This window comes from Bifidobacterium rousetti, from assembly GCF_008698235.1.
GTDB classification, from domain to species: Bacteria; Actinomycetota; Actinomycetes; order Actinomycetales; family Bifidobacteriaceae; genus Bifidobacterium; species Bifidobacterium rousetti.
On record NZ_PEBH01000002.1, the window covers coordinates 183912 to 204107 of the forward strand.

A 20196-nucleotide genomic window follows, 5' to 3' on the forward strand; every position below is an offset into this window, starting at 1 on the left:
GCGAGACGGACCGCACGAGACGAAAGGGCCCCCGCACCGCGGTTCATGCACGCAGTGCGGGGGCCCTTGCATGACCGTCGCCGGACGCTCAGACGAGCGGCTTGGCGGACTTGACGGTCACGGAGATCTCGCGGCCGTTCGGCGCCTTGTAGCTCACGGTGTCGCCGGCGTTGGCGCCGTTGATGGCGGCCCCGATCGGGGACTCCGGGCTGACGATGTCATAGTCGGTGGCGATCGACAGGTCGCGGGTGCCGAGCACGAAGACCTTCTCTCGGCCCATGACCTCGATCGTGACCAGCGATCCGTCGCCGACCTTGCCCTCCGGCGGGGCGGTCAGGATCTGGGCGTTGCGCAGCTTGACGGTGAGCTCGTCGATGCGGCCCTGGTTGACGCGCTGGGCCTCGCGTGCGGCCTGGTAGCCGCCGTTCTCGCTCAGATCGCCCTCGGCGCGCGCCGCGGAGACCTTGGCAAGGATCTCGTCGCGGTACTCGCCCTTGCGCCAGGCGAGCTCCTCCTGCATCTTGTCGTAGGCATCCTGCGTCAGCAGGATCGTCTTTTCCTCAGTCATGATGGTTGTCCTTCTGGTGTGATGTGCGTGAATATACGAGGAAGCGCCGGACTCGTCTCCGGCGCTTCCTTGAAAGGTTGTCGCGTTGCCGATGGGGCTCAGCGCGTGGAGATGATGTCGATGACGAACACGAGGGTGTCGCCGCCGCCGATGCCGGCCTGCGGGACGCCACGGGAGCCGTAGCCGTACTCCGGCGGGATCGAGACGATCAGACGGGAGCCGACGTTGTGGCCGGGCACGGTCTGGTCCCAGCCCTTGATGACCTGGCCGACGCCGATGCCGAAGCTGGCCGGCTGATGGCGGTCGAAGCTGGAATCGAACGGCTTGTCCTTGCCCCACACGACGCCGTGGTAGTTCACGGTGACGGTGTCGCCGCGACGGACCATCGGACCGTCGCCTTCGATGACCTCGACGGCCTTGAGGCCCGCCGGCGGCTCGGCCGCGGGGAACTCGATGACGGGCGTGGTGCCGAACTCGGCCTGCACGGAAGGCATATCAGCCATGGTTTCCTCCTTTACGGGTGGCGTCTCACGGCGGCGTCCCACTGGACCCAACCGGACACAATGCCGATCATATTAGCACCGAACCGCCGACCTCGCACCGGTCGGGGCCACGGTTTCGCGGCCGGCGTCCGCACCGGCCCGCGCGCTCAGCATTCGACGACGTTGACCGCGAGACCGCCCTTGGAGGTCTCCTTGTACTTGGCCATCATGTCCTCGCCGGTCTCGCGCATCGTCTCGATGGCCTGATCGAGCGTGACGATGTGCGATCCGTCGCCGAGCATCGCCATGCGCACCGCGTTGATGGCGGTGTTCGCGGCCATCGCGTTGCGTTCGATGCACGGGATCTGCACGAGGCCGCCGACCGGGTCGCAGGTCAGGCCCAGATTGTGCTCGATGCCGATCTCGGCGGCGTTCTCCACCTGCTCCGGGGTGCCGCCCAGCACCGCAGCGAGCCCGGCGGCGGCCATCGAACAGGCCGATCCGACCTCGCCCTGGCAGCCGACCTCGGCGCCGGAGATCGACGCGTTGCGCTTGAACAGGTAGCCGATCGCGCCGGCCGTCAGCAGGAACGTGACGACGCCCTCCTCGTTGGCGTCGTCCATGAAGTGCCAGTAATAGTGGAGCACCGCGGGGATGATGCCGGCCGACCCGTTGGTCGGCGCGGTCACGATCCGCCCTCCCCCGGCGTTCTCCTCGGAGACGGCGAGCGCGAACAGGTTCACCCACGCGGCGTCGGAGGATTCGAGGACGGCGTCGCGGCGGCTTCGCCCGCGCTTGAGCACGTCGGAGTTGGAGGCGAGGCGGCCGTACATGCGCGGGGCGCGCCTGGGCACGTCGAGCCCGCCGGGCAGCGTCGGCTCGTTCGACGTGCAGCCATGGTCGACGCATTCGCGCATGACCTTCCACACCCTGTCGATGTCGGCCCGCACCTGCACGGCCGAGCGCGTGGCGGTCTCGTTGGCCCAGACCAGTTCGGCGATGCTCAGATGGTGCTCGCGGCACAGGGCGACAAGTTCGGCGCCGGAGGCGAACGGGTAGGGCGCGTCCGGCCCGAAGTCGGTGGACGATCCCTCGTCGCGGTCAGCGAACGACGTGCCCTCCGACGGACGGTCGTGGATGCCGATCATCGGGTCGTCGGGGGCGCCGCGGCGGACGAAGCCGCCGCCGATCGAATACCAGACCTGCTCGTCGACGAGGTTGCCGTCGTCGTCGAACGCCTGGAATCGCATGCCGTTGGGGTGGGCGGCCATGCGGCGCCACCGGTCGAAGACCATGTCCCTGTCGTAGACGAAGCGGATGCGTTTGGCGCCGGCGAGGTTCAGGGTGTCGTCGAGCGCGCAGGTCTCGCGGATGCGCAGCATGTGCTGCGTGTCGACGGAGGCGGGGACGTTGCCCTCGAGCCCGGCCATGACGGCGCGGTCAGTGCCGTGACCGAGACCGGTGAGCGACAGGGAGCCGTAGAGGGTGACCTTCACGCGGCCGGCGCGTTCGATGAGGCCGGCGTCACGCATCGAGGAGACGAAGTCATGGGCCGCGACCATCGGGCCGACGGTGTGCGAGGAGCTGGGCCCCACGCCGATCTTGAACATGTCGAGGACGCTGAACATGGAACCTCCCGTTTCCTTAACGCTAGCGGGCGAGCGCGGAGAACATCATGACACCGACGACGAGCCCGAGCGCGGCCAGCACGACCTGCGCGACGAGCAGGCCGATCGCGAGGCCCTTCCTCGCGGCGAGGGCCTTGCCGTACGCCTGCGCGAGCAGGTAGGCGATGAAGCCGAAGACCGCGTAGTTGACGGTGAGCGCGGCGATGTCGCCGTTGGCGAGCACGACGCCGTTGAGCGGCTGGTCGAGCGAGTTCATCAGGCTGCTCATCACGAACATCCCCCACACGCCGTAGCCGATCGCGCCGACCACACCGTAGGCGATCGGCTTGAATTTCTCGCGCATGCGCAGCGTGAACGATTCGACGCACCACAGCAGGGCGAAGCCGACGACGTAGGTGAAGGCGACGGCGACGAGCGTGACCATGAGCGCCCACGGGACCAGCGAGGCCACGTTGCCGATCATCGACAGGTAGAAGCCGGAGCAGGCGAGCGCGCCGACGCTCAGCGCCGTGCCGGCGATGACGTTCTGCGCGAGCATGACCGGCAACCCGGTGGCGGTGTCCTTCTCGACGTCGGTCCAGTTGGCGGCCATGGCGGAACCCTCCTTGAGGTCGTGCATCATCAGCATCATCTGAAAATCTCGACACGAGGGTATCCGCCCTTTGTTTCGTCGAGATGCGCTGTCGCGATGCGTTTTGCGAAGGTGCCCCCGGCGGGACTCGAACCCGCAAGCCGAAGCGATCGATTTTAAGTCGACTGCGTATACCGATTTCGCCACGGGGGCGTCGGCCGCGAACGGCCAACCGTTATATTGTACGCTACGCCGTCGCGTACGCCGTCTACGCGGCGAGCAGACGACGGCCGTAGTCGAGGACGATGCCGTCGAGCAGACCGTGCTCGCTGGCGACGTACGAGTCGATCGTCTCGCCGTGGGCCGCCTTCGCGGCCTCAGAGACCTTGGCGAGCACGCGGTTCCACACGAGCGCGCCGCCGCCGACCACGTCGATGCGGCCCGGATGGATGGTCTTGTATTCGGCGCGTTCGGCGCGGGTCATGTTGAGGAATCGCTCGTCGACGGCGTAGGCGTCCTCGATCGCGAGGCGGTGGCCGTCGACGGCGGAGTGGTCGTACTCCTTCAGTCCCATGGCGAGCGCGGTCATCGTCGTGACCGTGCCGGACACGCCGATGATCGTGCGGGTCAGGCCGGCCGGGACGACACGGAACGCCTCGTCGATGTGCTCGTCGATGTCGGCGACGGCCTCGGCGATCTCGTCCGGCGTCGGCGGGTCGGTCTTGAGGTGGCGTTCGGTCATGCGCACCGAGCCGATGTTCATCGAGAACGCGGCCTGGACGCGCGTGGCGGGCTGGTCCACGCCGTCGCCGCCCAGCACCAGCTCGGTCGAGCCGCCGCCGAGGTCGACGACGAGGTATGGGGCGGGCAGTTCGCCGCGGTCGACCACCGACGTGGCGCCGAGGAAGCTCAGGTCGGCCTCCTCGGTGCCGGGGATCACCTCGGGGCGCACGCCGAGGATTCGCTCGATGCCGTCCTCGAACTCCTCGCGATTCTCGGCGTCGCGCGTGGCGGAAGTGGCGACGAAGCGGATGCCGTCGACGGGGTGATCGGCGAGGATCCCCGCGAACTCGCGGGCGGCCGCATAGGCGCGTTCGAGCGCCTCGTCGGCGAAGCGGTGGGTCTTGTCGACGTCCTGTCCGAGGCGGATGACGCGCAGCACGCGCGGCACGATCTCGGTGACGCCCCCATGCTCGTCGACGCGGACCACCTTGAGCCGGATGGAATTGGTGCCGCAGTCGACGCCCGCGACGGTTACCGACCTGACCATATGTCTCTCCTGTCCTTATGACTGTCTTGTCTGGCTGCCCTTGTCTGGCTGCCCTGTTCCCGGACCGTTCTTCCGGACTATTCGACGCTGCAGCGGCACACGGCCGGGTCGAACTCGTCGCGTACGCGCTCCAGGACCATGTCGCCGATCGGGTTGGCGCCGGGGCCCATCACGAGGGACTGGGCGATCAGCGCGTGCAGGCATTTGACGCGCACGGGCATGCCGCCCGCGGACGTGCCTTCGATGTGTTCCTCGCTGTCGCCGAGCTTGGCCGCGATCTCGTGGCGGAACGCGAGGTACAGCTCGTGGGCCTTGGCGTAGGCGGCCTTGACGTCCTCGTCATGCTCGACCAGTTCGGTGTACTCGCGCATCGCGCCGTCCGCCTCCACATGGGATGCGGCCTTGACCGCCTCGGGGCTGGTCAGGTAGCAGGTGGTCGGGAACGGCACGCCGCCGGGCAGCAGCGGGCGGGTAACGACGGCGAGCGGCCTGCCGCACACGCAGCGAGCACCCACGGCGACCATGCCGCGCGGGTAGCGTCCGAGCTGGCGTTCGACGATGGCGTAGTCCTCGTCGGTTGCGGGGTGTTCGAGGATGGCGTCCGCCAGTTGCGACGGTTCGGTCTGGGTCACTGCTCTACTGTTCCTTCGTGTTCGTCGTGTTCGTGTCTGTGTTCGTGGTCGTGTTTGTGCCGTTCTTCGCGTTCGCCGTGGTGTCGTCGGCGGGCTCGTCGGCCTTCTTGAACGCGTACGACAGTTCACTGTACCAAGGCAGCTGTTTCGAGGTGTCGCCCGACGCGGTCTTGTCGGTGGTCGATGTGTCGGCCCCCTCGTCGCCGGTCACGGCCTGCGGGTTCTGCACGAGAACCGACTGCTCGCCGGGGAAGACGAATCCCAGACGCTCGCGGGCCTGCGCCGCCACATAATTCTTGTCGTTCCAGCGGGAAATGTCGTTCTCAAGCTCCTGCTTCTGGGCGATGAGCGCCGCCTCCTGACGCTTGAGGCTGTTCAGGTGCGCCAGATCGGTGGCGTAGGTGTTGAACGTGGAGACCAGCTGGATGGCGCCGACCGCCACGATGAACAGCGAGACGAAGAAGGCGATGGGTCCGAAGTTGCCGGAACGCTGGCGTTTCTTGACATTCAGGGCCTTGTCCTTGGGATCCCGTTTGGCATCCTTCGGCGTGTTCCGGTTCCGTGTGCTCATGGATCACAAAAATACCCGCCGCGTTCGACGGAACGCGACGGGTATCACAAGCCTGTTTCAGCAGGCGTCAGCTGGCCGGGGTACGGCGCGGCGAGTCAGAGACTCACTTGGCGATGTACTTCTTGCAGGCCTTGAAGGCGCTGTAGCCGGCGTACTGAGCGGTGGAGCCGAGCTCCTCCTCGATCTCGAGCAGGCGGTTGTACTTGGCAACGCGCTCGCCACGGGCCGGGGCACCGGTCTTGATCTGGCGGGTGTTCTTGGCGACCGCGAGATCGGAGATGGTGGTGTCCGGGGTCTCGCCGGAACGGTGGGAGACCATGGAGGTGAAGCCGTTGGCCGTGGCCAGCTCGATGGCGTCGAGGGTCTCGGTGACGGAGCCGATCTGGTTGAGCTTGACCAGCAGGGAGTTGGCCGCGCCCATGTCGATGCCCTTCTGCAGGCGCTTCGGGTTGGTGACCAGCAGGTCGTCGCCGACGAACTGGAGGCGGTCGCCGAGCTTGGCGGTGATCTTCGCCCAGTCGTCCCAGCCCTCTTCCTGGTACGGGTCCTCGATGGAGACGATCGGGTACTCGTCGATGAGCTGCTCGTAGAAGTCGAGCATGTACTCGGCGTCACGGTCGTCGCCCTCGAAGTGGTACTTGCCGGTCTCCTTGTTGTAGAACTCGGAGGAGGCGACGTCGAGGCAGATGCCGATCTGCTTGCCCGGCTCGTAGCCGGCGGCGGAGATGGCGTCGACGATGTAGTTCAGGGAGTCCTTGTTGGACTTCAGCTTCGGGGCGAAGCCGCCCTCGTCGCCGAGGCCGGTGTTCAGGCCTTCCTTCTTCAGGACGTTCTTGAGGGTGTGGTAGACCTCGACGCCGGCGCGCAGGGCCTCGTGGAAGGAGTCGAAGCCGTACGGGGAGATCATGTACTCCTGGATGTCGGTCGCGAAGTCGGCGTGGGCGCCGCCGTTCATGATGTTCATGTTCGGAACCGGCAGGATGTGACCGTTGGTGCCGCCGATGTAGCGGTACAGCGGCAGGTCCGCGGACTCGGCGGAGGCGTACAGGGCGGCCAGGGAGACGCCGAGGATGGCGTTGGCGCCGAGACGGCCCTTGTTCGGGGTGCCGTCGAGCTCGATCATCAGGTCGTCGAGGGCGCGCTGATCGGAGGCGTCCAGGCCGATGACCTTCGGGGCGATCTCCTCGTTGACGGCCTTGACAGCGTTCAGAACGCCCTTGCCGCCGTAGACGGACTTGTCACCGTCACGACGCTCCCAGGCCTCGGCCTCGCCGGTGGAGGCACCGGACGGAACCAGGCCCAGACCACGGGCGCCATCCTCGGTGTCGAGGACGACCTCGACGGTCGGGTTGCCGCGGGAATCGAGAATCTGACGCGCGTACACGCTTTCAATTGCTGCCACAACTACTCCTTTAACGTTATGTTGTGATGACATCGTCAAGAATAGTGCGATTTGTGGACTACGCGCAAGATGCGGCACAAGCGTGTTGTGAGCGCTCACAGTCATTGGAAATACACCAAAACTACGCCTGAAGTTCCCTTTATGTTCGTCTGAAGGCGCTATGGGGAGGCGTCGGGACCAGCGTACCAAGGAACGCGCGCATCGCGTTCAGGCATTGTCCAGCATGTGAGTTCCAATGGGCCACACCAGACACGGGGTGCCCGGGCCGAACGCCTCAAACACGCTGGAATCCACGCGGGGACGAAAGCGGGCCGGCTGGGCTGAGATCATACTCGTCGAACCTGATGTAGCCAGCACTAACGAAGGGAATGTCAGATGCACGCCTCATCCGTGCGTCCCCACGACCGTCCGCCGGCGTCGAACCATCAGCGCAATGACCGGGGCGGAGCCGTATCCGCCGGCGAGGGACCCGCGAACGATGCGGGCCGCACCCCTCGCCGCACCCGCGCGCTGAAGGCGATGACACCGCTCGCCGGATGGCTGTCGACGCTCGCACTGCTTCTGTGGTGGTATCTCGCCACCCTCTCCCCCGCCGACACGCGCCCGCTGCCCTCGCCGGCCGAGGTCGTCGCCGCATGGAACGACCTCAACGCCGAAGACCTCCTGTGGCCGTCGATCGGCATGAGCCTCGTGCGCGTCCTGCTCGGACTCGCGCTCGGCATCGCGCTCGCGGTGCCCGCCGCCGTGCTCACCGGCGCGACCCGGCTCGGCTTCGCGATCATCGACAAGCCGGTGCACATGCTGCGCGCGATCCCGTTCCCCGCGCTCTCGCCGCTGCTGATCATCTGGCTCGGCATCGACGAGACGATGAAAGTGGCGCTGATCGCCGTGGGCGTGTTCGGGCTGATCTACGTGAACCTGCGCGACGGGATCCGCGGACTCGACCCCAAGCTCATCGAACTGGCCCGCGCCTACCACCTGCCGCGCGCGCTGGTGTTCCGCCGCATCCTGTTCCGCGGCGCGCTGCCGAGCTTCATGACGGGACTGAGGTTCGCGATCACGGTCGCATGGATCGCGCTCGTCACCTGCGAGACGGTGAACTCCACCGTCGGCATCGGCTACATCCTCTCGCGCGCCCAGCAGTTCTCGCGCACCGACCAGATGGTGCTGTGCGTCGTGCTGTACGCGATCCTCGGTCTCGGCTCCGAGGCGCTCGTCGGAGCGCTCGAACGGGCGCTCACGCCGTGGCGGGCGAAAACGGCGTAGGACCGCACACCCCGCCTGATCCGCCCGATGCCCGATCCGCCCGCCGGACGCGCCGAGTCCCCGCATCCCGCACCTCATCTTCCGCATCCCTTACATACCCCATCCATCAAAGGACCACGAACACCCATGACCATCCAGAACACCTCCCGCCGTCCGCTCCCCTCCCGCATGCGCGCCACGCTGCGCCGCGCGGCGGCCGCCGTGTGCGCGCTCGCCGCCGGCCTCGCGCTCGCCGCGTGCGGCACGGGCGCCCAGTCCACCGGTTCCGCATCCGGCTCCGGCGCCGCGGACGACACGATCCGCGTCGCCTACCTGTCGACCGCGAACTACCTGACGACGATCAAGGACGAGTCCTTCGTCAAGTCGACGATGGCGCCGTACAAGGCCGAGTTCTCCGGCCCGTTCAACCCGCCGGACGACGCCTACAAGGTGATCCTCGCCGGCAAGGCCGACACGTCGAGCACCGGCACCGGCTACTTCATCAACCTCGTCGACCAGAAGGCGCCGTGGGTCGCGTACGCGATCGAATACTACGACGGCGACTCGCAGGGCATCGTCGCGGCCCCCGGATCGGGCGTCACCACGCTGAAGGACCTGTACGGCAAGCGCGTCGGCATCGACAAGAAGGGCGCGACCGGCGACTACGTGCTCAAGGCCGCGTTCGAGCACGCCGGACTCGACTACTCCAAGGTCGAGGAGGTCGAGCTGAGCCAGACCGACTTCGCCGCCGCGTTCTCCTCCGGCAAGATCGATGCACTGGCCACGTACGACCAGAACCTCGCCTCCGCGATCGCCACCCCCGGCGCGAAGCTCATCACCACCGGCAAGGACTACGACTCGAAGAACGTGACCCTGCACATGGTGTCGCGCAAGTTCGCCACCGCCCACCCCGAGATCGTCAAGAAGCTCTACCGGGCGCTCGTCAAGGAGTCCGACCGCGCCGCCAAGGACCCCGAGTTCATCTACGACGCGTACAGGAAGTTCGGCGCGTCCGACAAGATCGTCGACCAGGTGCGCAAGTTCGACGTCCCCGAGATCCTGCCGGTCGACGCCAAGGGGCGGCAGATGCTCGACGACATCGCGCAGCAGTACGTCGACTTCGGGTTCATCACGTCGAAGCCGAACCTCGACGACTACGTGCTCGACTGCACGAAGTGACGCACCGCGGGAACTCGGGAATCGGAAGCAATGAACAACCGCATGGACGATCGGATGGACGACATGGACCGCATGAACCGTGACATGACGCAGGCCGAGGACCGGAGCTCGGACCGGACGCTGATCGAGGCCGAGCACGTCGCCCTGTCCTTCGCCGGCGGCGGCGAGGCGCGCCATGTGCTGCGCGACATCTCGTTCACGCTGCGGGCCGGCGAGTTCGTCTCGCTGATCGGCCGGTCGGGCTGCGGCAAGTCGACGCTGCTGCGCGTCGTCGCCGGCCTGCTCGCCCCCACCGGCGGCGCCGTGCGCGCGAGCGCGTCGCAGGCGATCGGCTTCCAGGACTCGCGGCTCGTGCCGTGGATCCGCCTGTGGGACAACGTGACGCTGGGCCTGCCCGGCTCGAAGGCGGAGCGCCGCGGGGTCGCCCGCCGGGCGCTCGAACAGGTGCAGCTCGCCGACCACATGGACTCGTGGCCGACGTCGCTGTCCGGCGGCCAGGCGCAGCGCGCGTCGCTGGCGCGCGCGCTCGTGCGCGACCCGGAACTGCTGCTGCTCGACGAGCCGTTCGGCGCGCTCGACTCGCTCACCCGCTACGACATGCAGGATCTGCTCGCCTCTCTCGAGACCGGTCACGGCTGGGGCGTGCTCATGGTCACGCACGACATCGCCGAGGCCGTGCGCCTGTCCGACCGCGTGCTGGTGATGTCCGACGGCGTCATCGCGGCCGACATCGCGATCGACCGGTCCTCGACCGACGCCGAGGGACGCCCCGCGGACCACACGGCGGTCGAGGACCGTCTGCGCGCCGCGTTGCGGTAGCGGGCGGCCGGGCGGCGCGGCGGACGCTGGCGAGTACACTGGCGCTCATGAACGAATCGCATATCCGCCGCGCGCAGGAGCGCGACATCCCCGAACTGCATCGGCTGCTGCGGCAGGTCGCCGACGTCCACCACAACGGGCGTCCCGACCTGTTCCGGCCGAACGCGACGAAGTACACGGACACGGAACTGGCCGAAATCGTCGCCGACGACGAGACGCCCGTGTTCGGCGTCTTCTCGGACACCGACGACGCGACGCTGCTCGGCTACGCGTTCTGCGTGTTCCAGCGTCCGCAGCACAACCACGTCCTGACGGACATCACGACGCTCTACATCGACGACATCTGCGTCGACGAGGCGGCGCGCGGGCGTGGCGTCGGCACAGCGGTCTACCGGCATGTGATCGATGTCGCCAAGGCGAACGGCTGCTACAACGTGACCCTCAACGTGTGGTCGTGCAACCCCGGCGCGCAGGCGTTCTACGAGGCCATGGGCCTGAAACCCTACAAGATCGGCATGGAGACGATCCTGTGATCATGGCCGTGAGACCACGGACCGTTGTGAAGGCGATCGGCGCGACGACGGCGGCCATCCTGTGCCTCGTCTCCCTGACGGGATGCGCCACGGCGCAAAGCGGAGTCCAGGTCGCCAGCATGCACTGCACCGGCCGGGAGTCGAACGCGCAGTACGACTGGCCGTGGTACAACTCCCTGGACGAACTGGAGGAGGCGTCGGACGTCGTCGTGTACGTGATAATCACCGGGTGCACCGCGCCGGACGGGGCTGGCGACGACGCCGACACCGCCGGCTACGACACGGCGATCGACGCCGTGGTGCTCGGCGGCGTTTCGGCGGGCGACGCGGATCGTGCCGATCGGGTCGACCCGCCGCACGCGGACGAGACCATCGTCATCCGGGGGTACACGGCCGAAGGCTCCGGCGCGGGCAAGCTCACGGTCGGCGAGCGGTACGTGTTCTTCCTCGATTCGGGCGATTCAGGCGATTCGGGCGACGGGGAATCGGGCGGATATTACGAGATGACGCCGGCGTTGAGCGTGTTCCCGGTGACCGACCGGACAGCGAACGAGCCGTCCGGCTCAAGGAACGCCGACGGCTCGTTCGCGCTCACCGACTCGCTGGCAGCCCGGCTCGGCATCGGTGACGGGAAAGGGTGACGTGAAAATCCCCGCACGCCGTCTCTCCCCCAGTCGGCTCCGCCGACAGCCCCCTCATCAGAGGGGGCCAAGAAGACGACCGCACTGACTGTTTCCTATTTCCGCATCCGGGGTGTCCATGCCAGGTCGTTGAGGAGGTCGCTCACCCAGTCCATGACCTGTTCGCCGGGCATGGGCTTGCCGCCGAGGGAGCCGGCGAACGGGGTCGGGACGATCATCTGGTGGGTGACCGGACGGTACTGGAACCCCTTGTAGATGCGCGACATGCGCATCAGGATTGACTCGGGCGGATCGACGCGGCCGATGCGCAGACGGTTCGACTGCGCGAGGATCTCCGAGATGCCGAGCTTGCGCGCCTTGAACTTGAGCCGCGCCACGCCGAAGAGCATCTCGAACTCCTCCGGCAGCGGTCCGTAACGGTCCGTGAGCTCCTCGGCGAGTTCCTTGAGATCCTGCTCGTCGCGGGCGGCGGCGAGCTTGCGGTACGCCTCGAGACGCAGCTTGTCCGAGTCGATGTACCCGACCGGGATCGACGCCTCGATGGGCAGGTCGATCGACACGTTGACCGGTTCGACCGCCTTGTCGGGCTCCTTGTACGCCTCGACCGCCTCGGAGACCATGCGCACATACAGGTCGAATCCGACGCCCTCGATGTGGCCGGACTGCTGGTCGCCGAGCAGGTTGCCGGTGCCGCGCAGCTCCAGATCCTTCATCGCCACGTCGAAGCCGGAGCCGAGCGCCGTGTTCTGCGCGATCGTGGCCAGACGGTCGTGCGACTGCTGGGTGAGCGTCTTGGTCGGATCGTACAGGAAATACGCGTACGCGCGCTCGCGGCCACGGCCGACGCGGCCTCGCAGCTGGTGCAGCTGGGAGAGGCCGAAGCGGTCCGCGTGGTCGACGATCAGCGTGTTCGCGTTGGAGATGTCAAGCCCGGTCTCGATGATCGTCGTGCACACGAGCACGTCGATGTCGCGGTGCCAGAAGTCGCGGATCACCTGGTCGAGCTGCTTCTCCCCCATCTTGCCGTGCGCGACGGCGACCCTCGCCTCGGGCACGAGCCCGTGGATCCTGTCGGCGACGTGCGCGATGTCCTCGACGCGGTTGTGCACGTAGAACACCTGTCCGCCGCGCAGCAGCTCGCGCCGGATCGCGGCCGTCACCTGCGCGTCCTCGTACGCGCCCACATAGGTGAGCACGGGCAGACGGTCCTCCGGCGGGGTGGCGAGCGTCGACATCTCGCGGATGCCGGTGACGGCCATCTCGAGCGTGCGCGGGATCGGCGTCGCGGAGAGCGAGAGCACGTCCACGTTGGTGCGCAAGGCCTTGAGCGTCTCCTTGTGCTCGACGCCGAACCGCTGCTCCTCATCGATGATGACGAGTCCCAGATCCTTGAACTTGATCTTCGGGTTCAGCAGCTTGTGCGTGCCGATGACCACGTCGACGCCGCCCGAGGCGAGCCCGTCGATCGTCTCCTGGATCTCCTTGGGCTTCTGGAAGCGGCTCATCGCCTTGACGGTGACGGGGAAGCCCTCGTAGCGTTCGGTGAACGTCTCGTAATGCTGCTGGACGAGCAGCGTGGTGGGCACGAGCACGGCCACCTGCTTGCCGTCCTGGATGGCCTTGAACGCGGCGCGCACCGCGATCTCGGTCTTGCCGAAGCCGACGTCGCCGCAGATCAGGCGGTCCATCGGGCGCGGCTTCTCCATGTCGGCCTTGACCTCGTCGATGGTGGTCAGCTGGTCCGGCGTCTCCTGGTACGGGAACGCGTCCTCCAGCTCCTTCTGCCACGGCGTGTCCGGGCTGAACGCGAATCCGGGCGTGCGCTGGCGGGCCGAATACAGCTTGACCAGGTCGTCGGCGATCTCCTGGACGTGCTTGCGCGCCTTCGCCTTGGTGGCGGCCCAGTCGGAGCCGCCCAGCTTGTTGAGCTTCGGGGTTTCGGCGCCGATGTACTTGCTGACCTGATCGAGCTGGTCGGTGGGGATGAACAGCTTGTCCGGCGGGGCGCCGCGTTTGCTCGGCGCGTATTCGATGACGAGGTACTCGCGCGTCGTCCGGTTCGCGCCGGTGCCGATCGTGCGCTGGCGCATCTCGATGAACCGGCCGATGCCGTGCTGCTCGTGCACGACGTAGTCGCCGGTCTTGAGCTCCATCAGGTCGATGGCCTTGCGGCGGCGCTTCGGCGTCTTCGCGACGCCTACGGCGGACGTGCGGCCGGTCAGGTCGCGTTCGGTGAGCAGCGCGACGCCCGCGGACCGGTCGACGAAGCCGTCGAGCGCCTGCGAGCGGATCGTCTCGAAGCGGGTGATGCCGGTCTCGTTGACGGCGCGCTTGAGGCGCGCGAGCGTGCCCTTCGCGCCGGCGGTGATGACGACCTCGAGACCCTCGTCGATCAGGCCCTCGATGCCGGCCGCGGCCTTCGACTCGTCGCCGCGGTATTCGGCCGGGTTCTTCGCGTCGATCTGCACATGCCCGGGACGCGTGTCGTCGACGGTGAAGCTGGTCAGGTCGATGACGTCGTGACCCGCACAGGCGAGCCCGCGCACGGTGCCCTCGAAGTCGAGGAAGCTCGCCTGATCGAAGCTGATCGGGGCGCCCGCGCCGTGGCCGGACGCGGCGACGTGCCAGCTGGCGGCGAGGAACTCGTTCGCGGTCTTCGTCAGGTCGTCGGCGGCGCGACGCAGCTTCTCCGGATCGGACAGGAGGATGACGGCATGCCCGTCGATCATCGTGGAGACCGGCTCCATGTCGTCGATCAGCGCGGGCATCAGCGATTCCATGCCCTCGACCGGAATCGCGTTGGCGATCGACTCGAGCATGTCTCCGGCGTTCGGGATCGAGCCGATCAGCGACTTGGCGCGGGCGCGCACCTTGTCGGTCAACTGCAGCTCGCGGCAGGGCGTCGCCCAGATGGTCTTGAGCCCCTCGCCGTACGTGCGCTGGTCGGAGGCGTGGAACTCCCTGATCTGGTCGATCTCGTCGCCGAAGAACTCGATGCGCACCGGATGCGGGGCGGTCGGCGGGAACACGTCGAGGATGCCGCCGCGCACCGCGAACTCGCCGCGGTCCATGACGAGGTCGACGCGCGTGTACGCGTTCTCGATGAGGCGTTTCGCCGCATCGTCGAGCGGCAGGTCCTGCCCCCGCGTGAAGACGAGCGGCTCGACGTCGGCGAGTCCCGAGACGACCGGCTGGATGAGCGAGCGCACCGGCATGACGAGGATGCGGATGGGGCCGAACATCGGGTTCGCGTCGCTCGGATGCCTCAGCCTGCGGAAGACGGCCATACGGCTCGCGACGGTGTCGGCGCGCGGGCTGAGCCGCTCGTGCGGCAGCGTCTCCCACGCCTCGAGCTGGGCGATGTCGTTCGGATCGCCGTCGTACCAGGAGCGCAGGGAGCCGACCATATCCTCGGCCTCGCGGCCGGAGGCGACGACGAGGACGACCGGACGGGGGCCAGTGCCGGCGTTCCCGCCGACGGTGCCGCGCGCGATGGCGGCGGCGATCGCCGGACGGACGCCTTCGGGCGCGCCGACGACGATCGACCCGTCGACGTCGTCGGTCTCGTCGATGCCGCCGGAGACGACCTTGCCGAAGACGGGGTCGCGGGTGAGAGATTCGAGGACGCCGGCGAGCGAGCCGTTGACGAGGGTCGACTCGGGGGCGGCGCCGGACTCAGCGGCCATTGAACTTCTCCTGGGTCTTGGCGAGTCCGTGGAAGATGATCTCCTCGGCGGCGTCGGCGCCGTCGGCGAGGAATTCGGGCAGCTGCTTGCGCTGGTCGGGGCCGAAGCCGCCGAGCACCCAGTTGACGGTGTTGTCGTGCGCGTTGGCGCCGCGCCTGGCGTGGCCGACGCCCATGCGCACGCGCGCGTACTTCGGCGTGCCAAGTGATCGGTCGATGGACTTGATGCCGTTGTGGCCGCCCGCGGAGCCGCCCGCCTTGACCTTGATGCGACCGAACTCCAGATCCATGTCGTCGTGGATGACGACGATGTGGTCGGGTTCGATCTGGTAGTAGGCGGCGATCGAGGAGACGGCGTTGCCGGACTCGTTCATGTAGGTCAGCGGCTTGGCGAGGAAGAACTTGACGCTGCGCCCGTCGAGGTTCATGACGGAGCGGCCGAGCATCGCCAGCCCCTTGTGGTCGGCGAAGTTGACCGACCAGCGTTCGGCCAGCACGTCCGCGGTCATGAAGCCCATGTTGTGGCGCGTGCCCTCATACTTCTTGCCGGGGTTGCCCAGTCCCGCGATCAGCCAGAAATCCGATGCCATGTCACTCCTTATGTTCCTTGAAAACCTTAAGGATTGTACCCATAGCGTCGGAAACCCTTGCAGCGAATCGTTCTCGATAGGAAAAGTGTGAGCCAAACGCACGTTTCCGAACAACCGCACACCGTCCGGAACCTTGGCACGAAGCCGATTCCGGGCGATTCATGTGCGATTGACGCACCGTCAACCCTCACACATCCGTTATCGAGAACGATTCGCTGTTAGAGATCGAGGTACCAATACGACATATCGTGCATCACACCTCTCGCGTCGCTCGCCGCGGCGGGCAGCGCGCCGAACCGGGTGAAGCCGAACCGTCGCATCAGGGCGATCGATCCGGCGTTGTCGGCGAAGATGACGCCGATCGCCTTGCGCATGCCGCGGTCCCGGGCCTCATCAAGCAGATTGCCCAAGAGGAACGTGCCCACTCCCCTGCCGCGCCACGCGGGGTCGATGTAATAGGCGAGGTCGGTGACGCCGTCGTACCCGGCGCGGTCGTAGAACACCGACAGCGCCCCGAAGGCGACGACGCCCCCATCCGCCGCCTCCACGGCGAACACGCCGTAGGGCGGCCGATGCGACTCGACCCATCGACGGCGCTGCTCCAAAGTGCGGGGCGTCAGGTCGGCGGTGGCGCCACCCTCGACGACCGAGGCGTTGTAGATGTCAGTGATGGCCGCGAGGTCCTCAGGCGTCGCGCCCCGGAAACGATACGGTGATGCGGGGCTCAGTGACGACGATGACATGGATGACATGGATGACATGAACATGCCCCGAGCCTATCAGCGGCGCAACAATTTCCGGAGGAAAAGGTCGGTTTCCCGAAATTGTCGCGCTGAGCCACCGTCAGCGCGACAATTTCGGGAAATCACCGGATCACCGGTCCAGTTCGATGGCCTTGTTGAGGGCCTCCTCGAGGCGCTTCTGGGCTTCGCCGTAGGCGGCCCAGTCGCCGTCCTTCATCGCGGCCTGCGAGTCCTTCATCGCCTGCGAGGCGTCGGTCAGGGCCTGCTGCAGCTCGGGGCTGCGGTCGGACGAGGAGCCGGAACCGGTGTCGGTCTTGCCTTCGGTCTGGCCAGACTGGTCGGACTGAGACTTATCGGACTGGCCGGACGAACCGGACGAGCCCTTGCCGCCCGACGTATCGGAGCCGCCGGTGTTCTCCGCGTCGCCCGCGGAGGCGCCGGAATCGCCGCCGAACACCTGGTCGAGCGCGCCGTCCAGCGTGTCGTCGAAGCCGACCTGATCGCCGAACGCGACGAGCACCTTCTTGAGCAGCGGGAACGACGTGGCGCCCGACGACTTGACGTACACCGGCTGCACGTAGACGAGGCCGCCGCCGAGCGGCAGGGTGAGCAGGTTGCCGCGCACCACGTCGGTCGAACCGGACTGCAGCAGGTTCAGCTCCTTGGACACGTCGGCGTCCGCGTTGAAGTTGTTCTGCGCCTGTCCGGGGCCGGGCACGTTGGAGTCCTTCGGCAGCTCCTGCAATCGCAGCGTGCCGTAGTTCGGCCCGATCTCGCCCTTCGTGTTCCCGGCGTCGGAGTCGACGGAGAGGAATCCGGTGAGGATCTCGCGCGTGGACGTGCCGGCGGGGATGTACGAGGAGGTCAGCGAGAACACCGGCTCCTTGGTGCCGCCGGTCTGCAGCGTCAGGTAGTAGGGCGGCTGGAGGATGTCCTGGTTCTGCTGGGACTGCGGTTCGGTCGGGTCGACCGGCGTCTGCCAGAAATCCTCGCCGGAGTAGTACTGGCTGGCGGAGGTCACATGGTACTTGGAGAGCAGCTCGCGCTGGACCTTGAACAGGTTCTCCGGGTAGCGCATGTGGCTCATCAGGTCGCCGGAGATCTCGCTCAGCTGGTGGTACTGGCCGGGGAAGACCTTCTCCCACGCCTTGATGACCGGGTCGTTCTGATCCCACACATACAGGTCCACCGAGCCGTCGTAGGCGTCGACGGTGGCCTTGACCGAGTTGCGGATGTAGTTGGCCTGCTGCGTGCCGAGGCCAGTGACCGTGTTCGAGGAGACCGTGGTGGAGTCCTGCGTGGCCGAGCCGAGGTCGGTCATCTGCGAGTACGGGTAGGCGTCGGAGGTGGTGTAGCCGTCGACGATCCACTTGACGCGCCCGTCGACCACCGCCGGGTAGACGCGGCCGTCGAGCGTCAGGTACGGGGCGACCTTGGCGACGCGCTCGCGCGGGGAGCGGTCGTAGAGGATCTGCGATTCACTCGTCACGCGGTCGGAAAACAGGATCTGGTCGGAGCCGAAGCGGATCGCGTACAGCAGTCGCGAGAACAGGTTGCCGACCGACGGGCCGCCGTCGCCGGAGAACGTGTTGGTGGCGCCCTTCGAACCGGTCGGGTAGTCGAACTCCCACGCGGCGGTGCCCTCCGGGGCGCCGACGATCGAGTATTCGCTCATGTTCGGCGAGAAGTAGATGCGCGGCTCGTACTTCTCCGATTCGGTGAGCTTGCCCTGGGTCGGGATGCCCGATTCGAAGAACTGCGGCTGGCCGTCGGCGGTCACCTTGTTGCCGTATGCGGCGACGACGCCGTAGCCGTGCGTGTACACGGTGTGGTCGTTGACCCAGTTGCGGTTGTCGTTGCCGGCGAGGTCGAGCTCGCGCGCGGCGATGACCGTGTCCTGGCTCTTGCCGTCGATCTCGTACTTGTCGACGGCGAGCGTGTCGGCGAAGGTGTAGTACTGCTTGGACTGCTGGAGCTGCTTGAACGTCGGGGAGACGACCTGCGGGTCGAGCAGTCGGATCTGCGCGGTGGTCTCGCCCTCCGAGCTCAGCGCACCCGACTCGCCCTTCGTGGTGGCCTTGTAGTTCTCGGTCTTGAGCTTGTCGAGGCCGTAGGCGGCGCGCGTGGCGTCGATGTTGCGCTGGATGTAGGTCGATTCCATCTCCTGCGCGTTCGGGTTGACGCGGAAGCGCTGGAGCAGGGTCGGCCAGACGACGGTGAGCGCCAGGGAGACGACGAGCACGACCGCGATGGCGACGACCGGGGTGCGCCACGCCTTGAGGGCAGCGGAGGCGCGCACGCCGATCGGCGCGCTGCCCTCGAGCGCATGCGAGCGCATCAGCCACACGCCGAGGACGACGCCGAGGATCGCGACGAGCGCGGCCATCACGAAGGTGACCGGGATCGTGGCGTGCACGGTGGTGTAGGTGGCGCCGGTGATGCGGCTGCCCTGCTGGGTGAGGCTGGAGAACACGCCGAGGACCATCTGCGCGGCGAAGCCGAACATGTTAAGCATGAGCCAGATCGCGATCTGGCGGCGGGCACGCTTGGTGATGGCGAACAGACCGCGGCCCTTGACAGGCATGGTCAGGCGGATGCCGCCGATCATCACATGGGTGACGACGGAGAAGACGATGCCGATGAGCAGCAGCATCGACACAGCGGACATCACCAGCCTGAGCCCCGGCAGGACGAAGACGTAGAAGCCGTTGTCGAGGCCGAACTGGGGGTCCTTCACGCCGAAGGACTGCGCGTTGAACATGAGCAGCACATCGGCCCAGTTCGCGTTGAACTGCGAGCCGAACACGACGCCGACGATCGCGGAGACGACGACGGCCACGCGGCGGGCGGTCTTCGAGCTGACCGACTGGCCGACCTCGACGACATCGCCGTCGACGCGCACGGTGGAGCCGTCGGAGGCGTCGGGGCGGGCGCGGATCGCGAGCCACGCGGACACGAAGCCGACGAGGGCCATCACGAGGGCGTAGGCCGCCCACAGGCCGATCTTGGTGCCCAGTTCGACCCACACGACCGACTGGAAGCCGAGCTGGCCGTACCACATGAGGTCGGTGATGAAGCGCGACAGGCCGAAGAACAGGCCGACGAGCACGACGAGCACGAGCACGACGCCGATGAGGATCTTCGATCCGCGGCTTGAACCGGCCCCGCCCGGACGGTTCGGACGGTTCGGTCGGCGTGTGATGCGCGGCGCTGCCGGGCCGCGGGGCGGTCGGGTGCCGGAACCGGAGCCGGCGTTCGGACGGCTGTCGTCGCCGTCCGTCTCCACGTTGATGATGATGGGGTCGTCGCCCGAGTCGCGACCGTCGCCGTCGCGGCCGCGCCCCCCGCGCGGCGCGCGGGAGCCCTGCGGGTTGCGCGGGTCGAAGTCGGGGTCGAACATGCCGAGGAAATCTGAGAAAGACATGAGACCAGCCTACAGAAAGGTAGGGAATGTCAATTCCGTGCGTTCGCCGGGGGCCAAGGTACGATAAGCTGTCTAATTTTTGGGACCGTTCCACCGAAACACCAGAGATACAGCGAGCAGAGGCCGGAGTATCGTCATTGGCACGAGCGGACGAGATGCGCAGACGAGATGCGCAGACGAGATGCGCAGACGAGATGAACGGGGGCCGAAGCA

General features: G+C 67.1%; 17 protein-coding genes and 1 tRNA gene. 5 read left to right on the top strand and 13 right to left on the bottom strand.

Translation table 11 applies throughout. The features are described from left to right. Positions 1–88: 88 nt before the first annotated feature. The 9 genes from CSQ85_RS03280 to eno form a co-directional block, all read right to left on the bottom strand. Entirely contained in the window at positions 89–568 is a 480-nt protein-coding gene (locus tag CSQ85_RS03280; RefSeq protein ID WP_150382839.1) for a GreA/GreB family elongation factor, read from the bottom strand. A gap of 98 nt (positions 569–666) precedes the next feature. Then, positions 667–1071, bottom strand: a complete 405-nt coding sequence (locus tag CSQ85_RS03285) for an FKBP-type peptidyl-prolyl cis-trans isomerase (RefSeq protein ID WP_107041102.1) — start codon at positions 1069–1071, stop codon at positions 667–669. A 146-nt stretch (positions 1072–1217) separates the two neighbouring features. Next, complete coding sequence (locus CSQ85_RS03290) at positions 1218–2678, bottom strand: L-serine ammonia-lyase (protein WP_150382840.1); 1461 nt, start codon at positions 2676–2678, stop codon at positions 1218–1220. 22 nt (positions 2679–2700) lie between these two features. Further along, entirely contained in the window at positions 2701–3270 is a 570-nt protein-coding gene (locus tag CSQ85_RS03295) for a cadmium transporter (RefSeq protein ID WP_150383030.1), read from the bottom strand. A gap of 112 nt (positions 3271–3382) precedes the next feature. Beyond that, positions 3383–3462: transfer RNA gene (locus CSQ85_RS03300), tRNA-Leu, on the bottom strand. A gap of 55 nt (positions 3463–3517) precedes the next feature. Beyond that, the gene (locus CSQ85_RS03305) at positions 3518–4519 is read right to left on the bottom strand and encodes a Ppx/GppA phosphatase family protein (RefSeq protein WP_150382841.1); all 1002 of its coding nucleotides are present in this window, start codon (positions 4517–4519) and stop codon (positions 3518–3520) included. A gap of 77 nt (positions 4520–4596) precedes the next feature. Further along, positions 4597–5151: a DUF501 domain-containing protein gene (locus tag CSQ85_RS03310; protein WP_190972869.1), complete on the bottom strand. Its 555-nt coding sequence runs from the start codon at positions 5149–5151 to the stop codon at positions 4597–4599. Between the two features lie 4 nt (positions 5152–5155). Continuing rightward, positions 5156–5722, bottom strand: a complete 567-nt coding sequence (locus CSQ85_RS03315) for an FtsB family cell division protein (protein WP_150382842.1) — start codon at positions 5720–5722, stop codon at positions 5156–5158. Positions 5723–5825: 103 nt separating this feature from the next. Continuing rightward, positions 5826–7124, bottom strand: coding sequence for a phosphopyruvate hydratase (eno, locus tag CSQ85_RS03320; RefSeq protein ID WP_150382843.1), 1299 nt, complete (start codon positions 7122–7124; stop codon positions 5826–5828). Positions 7125–7643: 519 nt separating this feature from the next. Here eno and CSQ85_RS03325 point away from each other — a divergent pair. The 5 genes from CSQ85_RS03325 to CSQ85_RS03345 all read left to right on the top strand — a co-directional run bounded on the left by CSQ85_RS03325 (position 7644) and on the right by CSQ85_RS03345 (position 11541). Further along, complete coding sequence (locus tag CSQ85_RS03325) at positions 7644–8390, top strand: ABC transporter permease (RefSeq protein ID WP_190972888.1); 747 nt, start codon at positions 7644–7646, stop codon at positions 8388–8390. A 126-nt stretch (positions 8391–8516) separates the two neighbouring features. After that, complete coding sequence (locus CSQ85_RS03330; RefSeq protein ID WP_223846804.1) at positions 8517–9548, top strand: ABC transporter substrate-binding protein; 1032 nt, start codon at positions 8517–8519, stop codon at positions 9546–9548. Positions 9549–9620: 72 nt separating this feature from the next. Beyond that, the gene (locus tag CSQ85_RS03335; RefSeq protein WP_150383033.1) at positions 9621–10367 is read left to right on the top strand and encodes an ABC transporter ATP-binding protein; all 747 of its coding nucleotides are present in this window, start codon (positions 9621–9623) and stop codon (positions 10365–10367) included. A gap of 47 nt (positions 10368–10414) precedes the next feature. After that, complete coding sequence (locus CSQ85_RS03340) at positions 10415–10900, top strand: GNAT family N-acetyltransferase (RefSeq protein WP_150382845.1); 486 nt, start codon at positions 10415–10417, stop codon at positions 10898–10900. Between the two features lie 2 nt (positions 10901–10902). Then, complete coding sequence (locus CSQ85_RS03345; RefSeq protein ID WP_150382846.1) at positions 10903–11541, top strand: hypothetical protein; 639 nt, start codon at positions 10903–10905, stop codon at positions 11539–11541. Between the two features lie 95 nt (positions 11542–11636). Here CSQ85_RS03345 and mfd read toward each other — a convergent pair whose 3' ends face one another. The 4 genes from mfd to CSQ85_RS03365 all read right to left on the bottom strand — a co-directional run bounded on the left by mfd (position 11637) and on the right by CSQ85_RS03365 (position 19983). Next, positions 11637–15227: a transcription-repair coupling factor gene (gene mfd, locus CSQ85_RS03350; RefSeq protein WP_150382847.1), complete on the bottom strand. Its 3591-nt coding sequence runs from the start codon at positions 15225–15227 to the stop codon at positions 11637–11639. Next, positions 15217–15816 carry an aminoacyl-tRNA hydrolase gene (gene pth / locus CSQ85_RS03355; RefSeq protein WP_107041093.1) on the bottom strand — a complete coding sequence of 200 codons (600 nt, stop codon included), beginning with the start codon at positions 15814–15816 and terminating at the stop codon, positions 15217–15219. Before pth ends, mfd begins: the two co-directional genes overlap by 11 nt. A gap of 218 nt (positions 15817–16034) precedes the next feature. Next, on the bottom strand, positions 16035–16559 hold the full coding sequence (locus tag CSQ85_RS03360; RefSeq protein WP_150382848.1) for a GNAT family N-acetyltransferase: 525 nt from the start codon (positions 16557–16559) through the stop codon (positions 16035–16037). 130 nt (positions 16560–16689) lie between these two features. Beyond that, on the bottom strand, positions 16690–19983 hold the full coding sequence (locus CSQ85_RS03365; protein ID WP_150382849.1) for a UPF0182 family membrane protein: 3294 nt from the start codon (positions 19981–19983) through the stop codon (positions 16690–16692). Positions 19984–20196 lie beyond the last annotated feature (213 nt).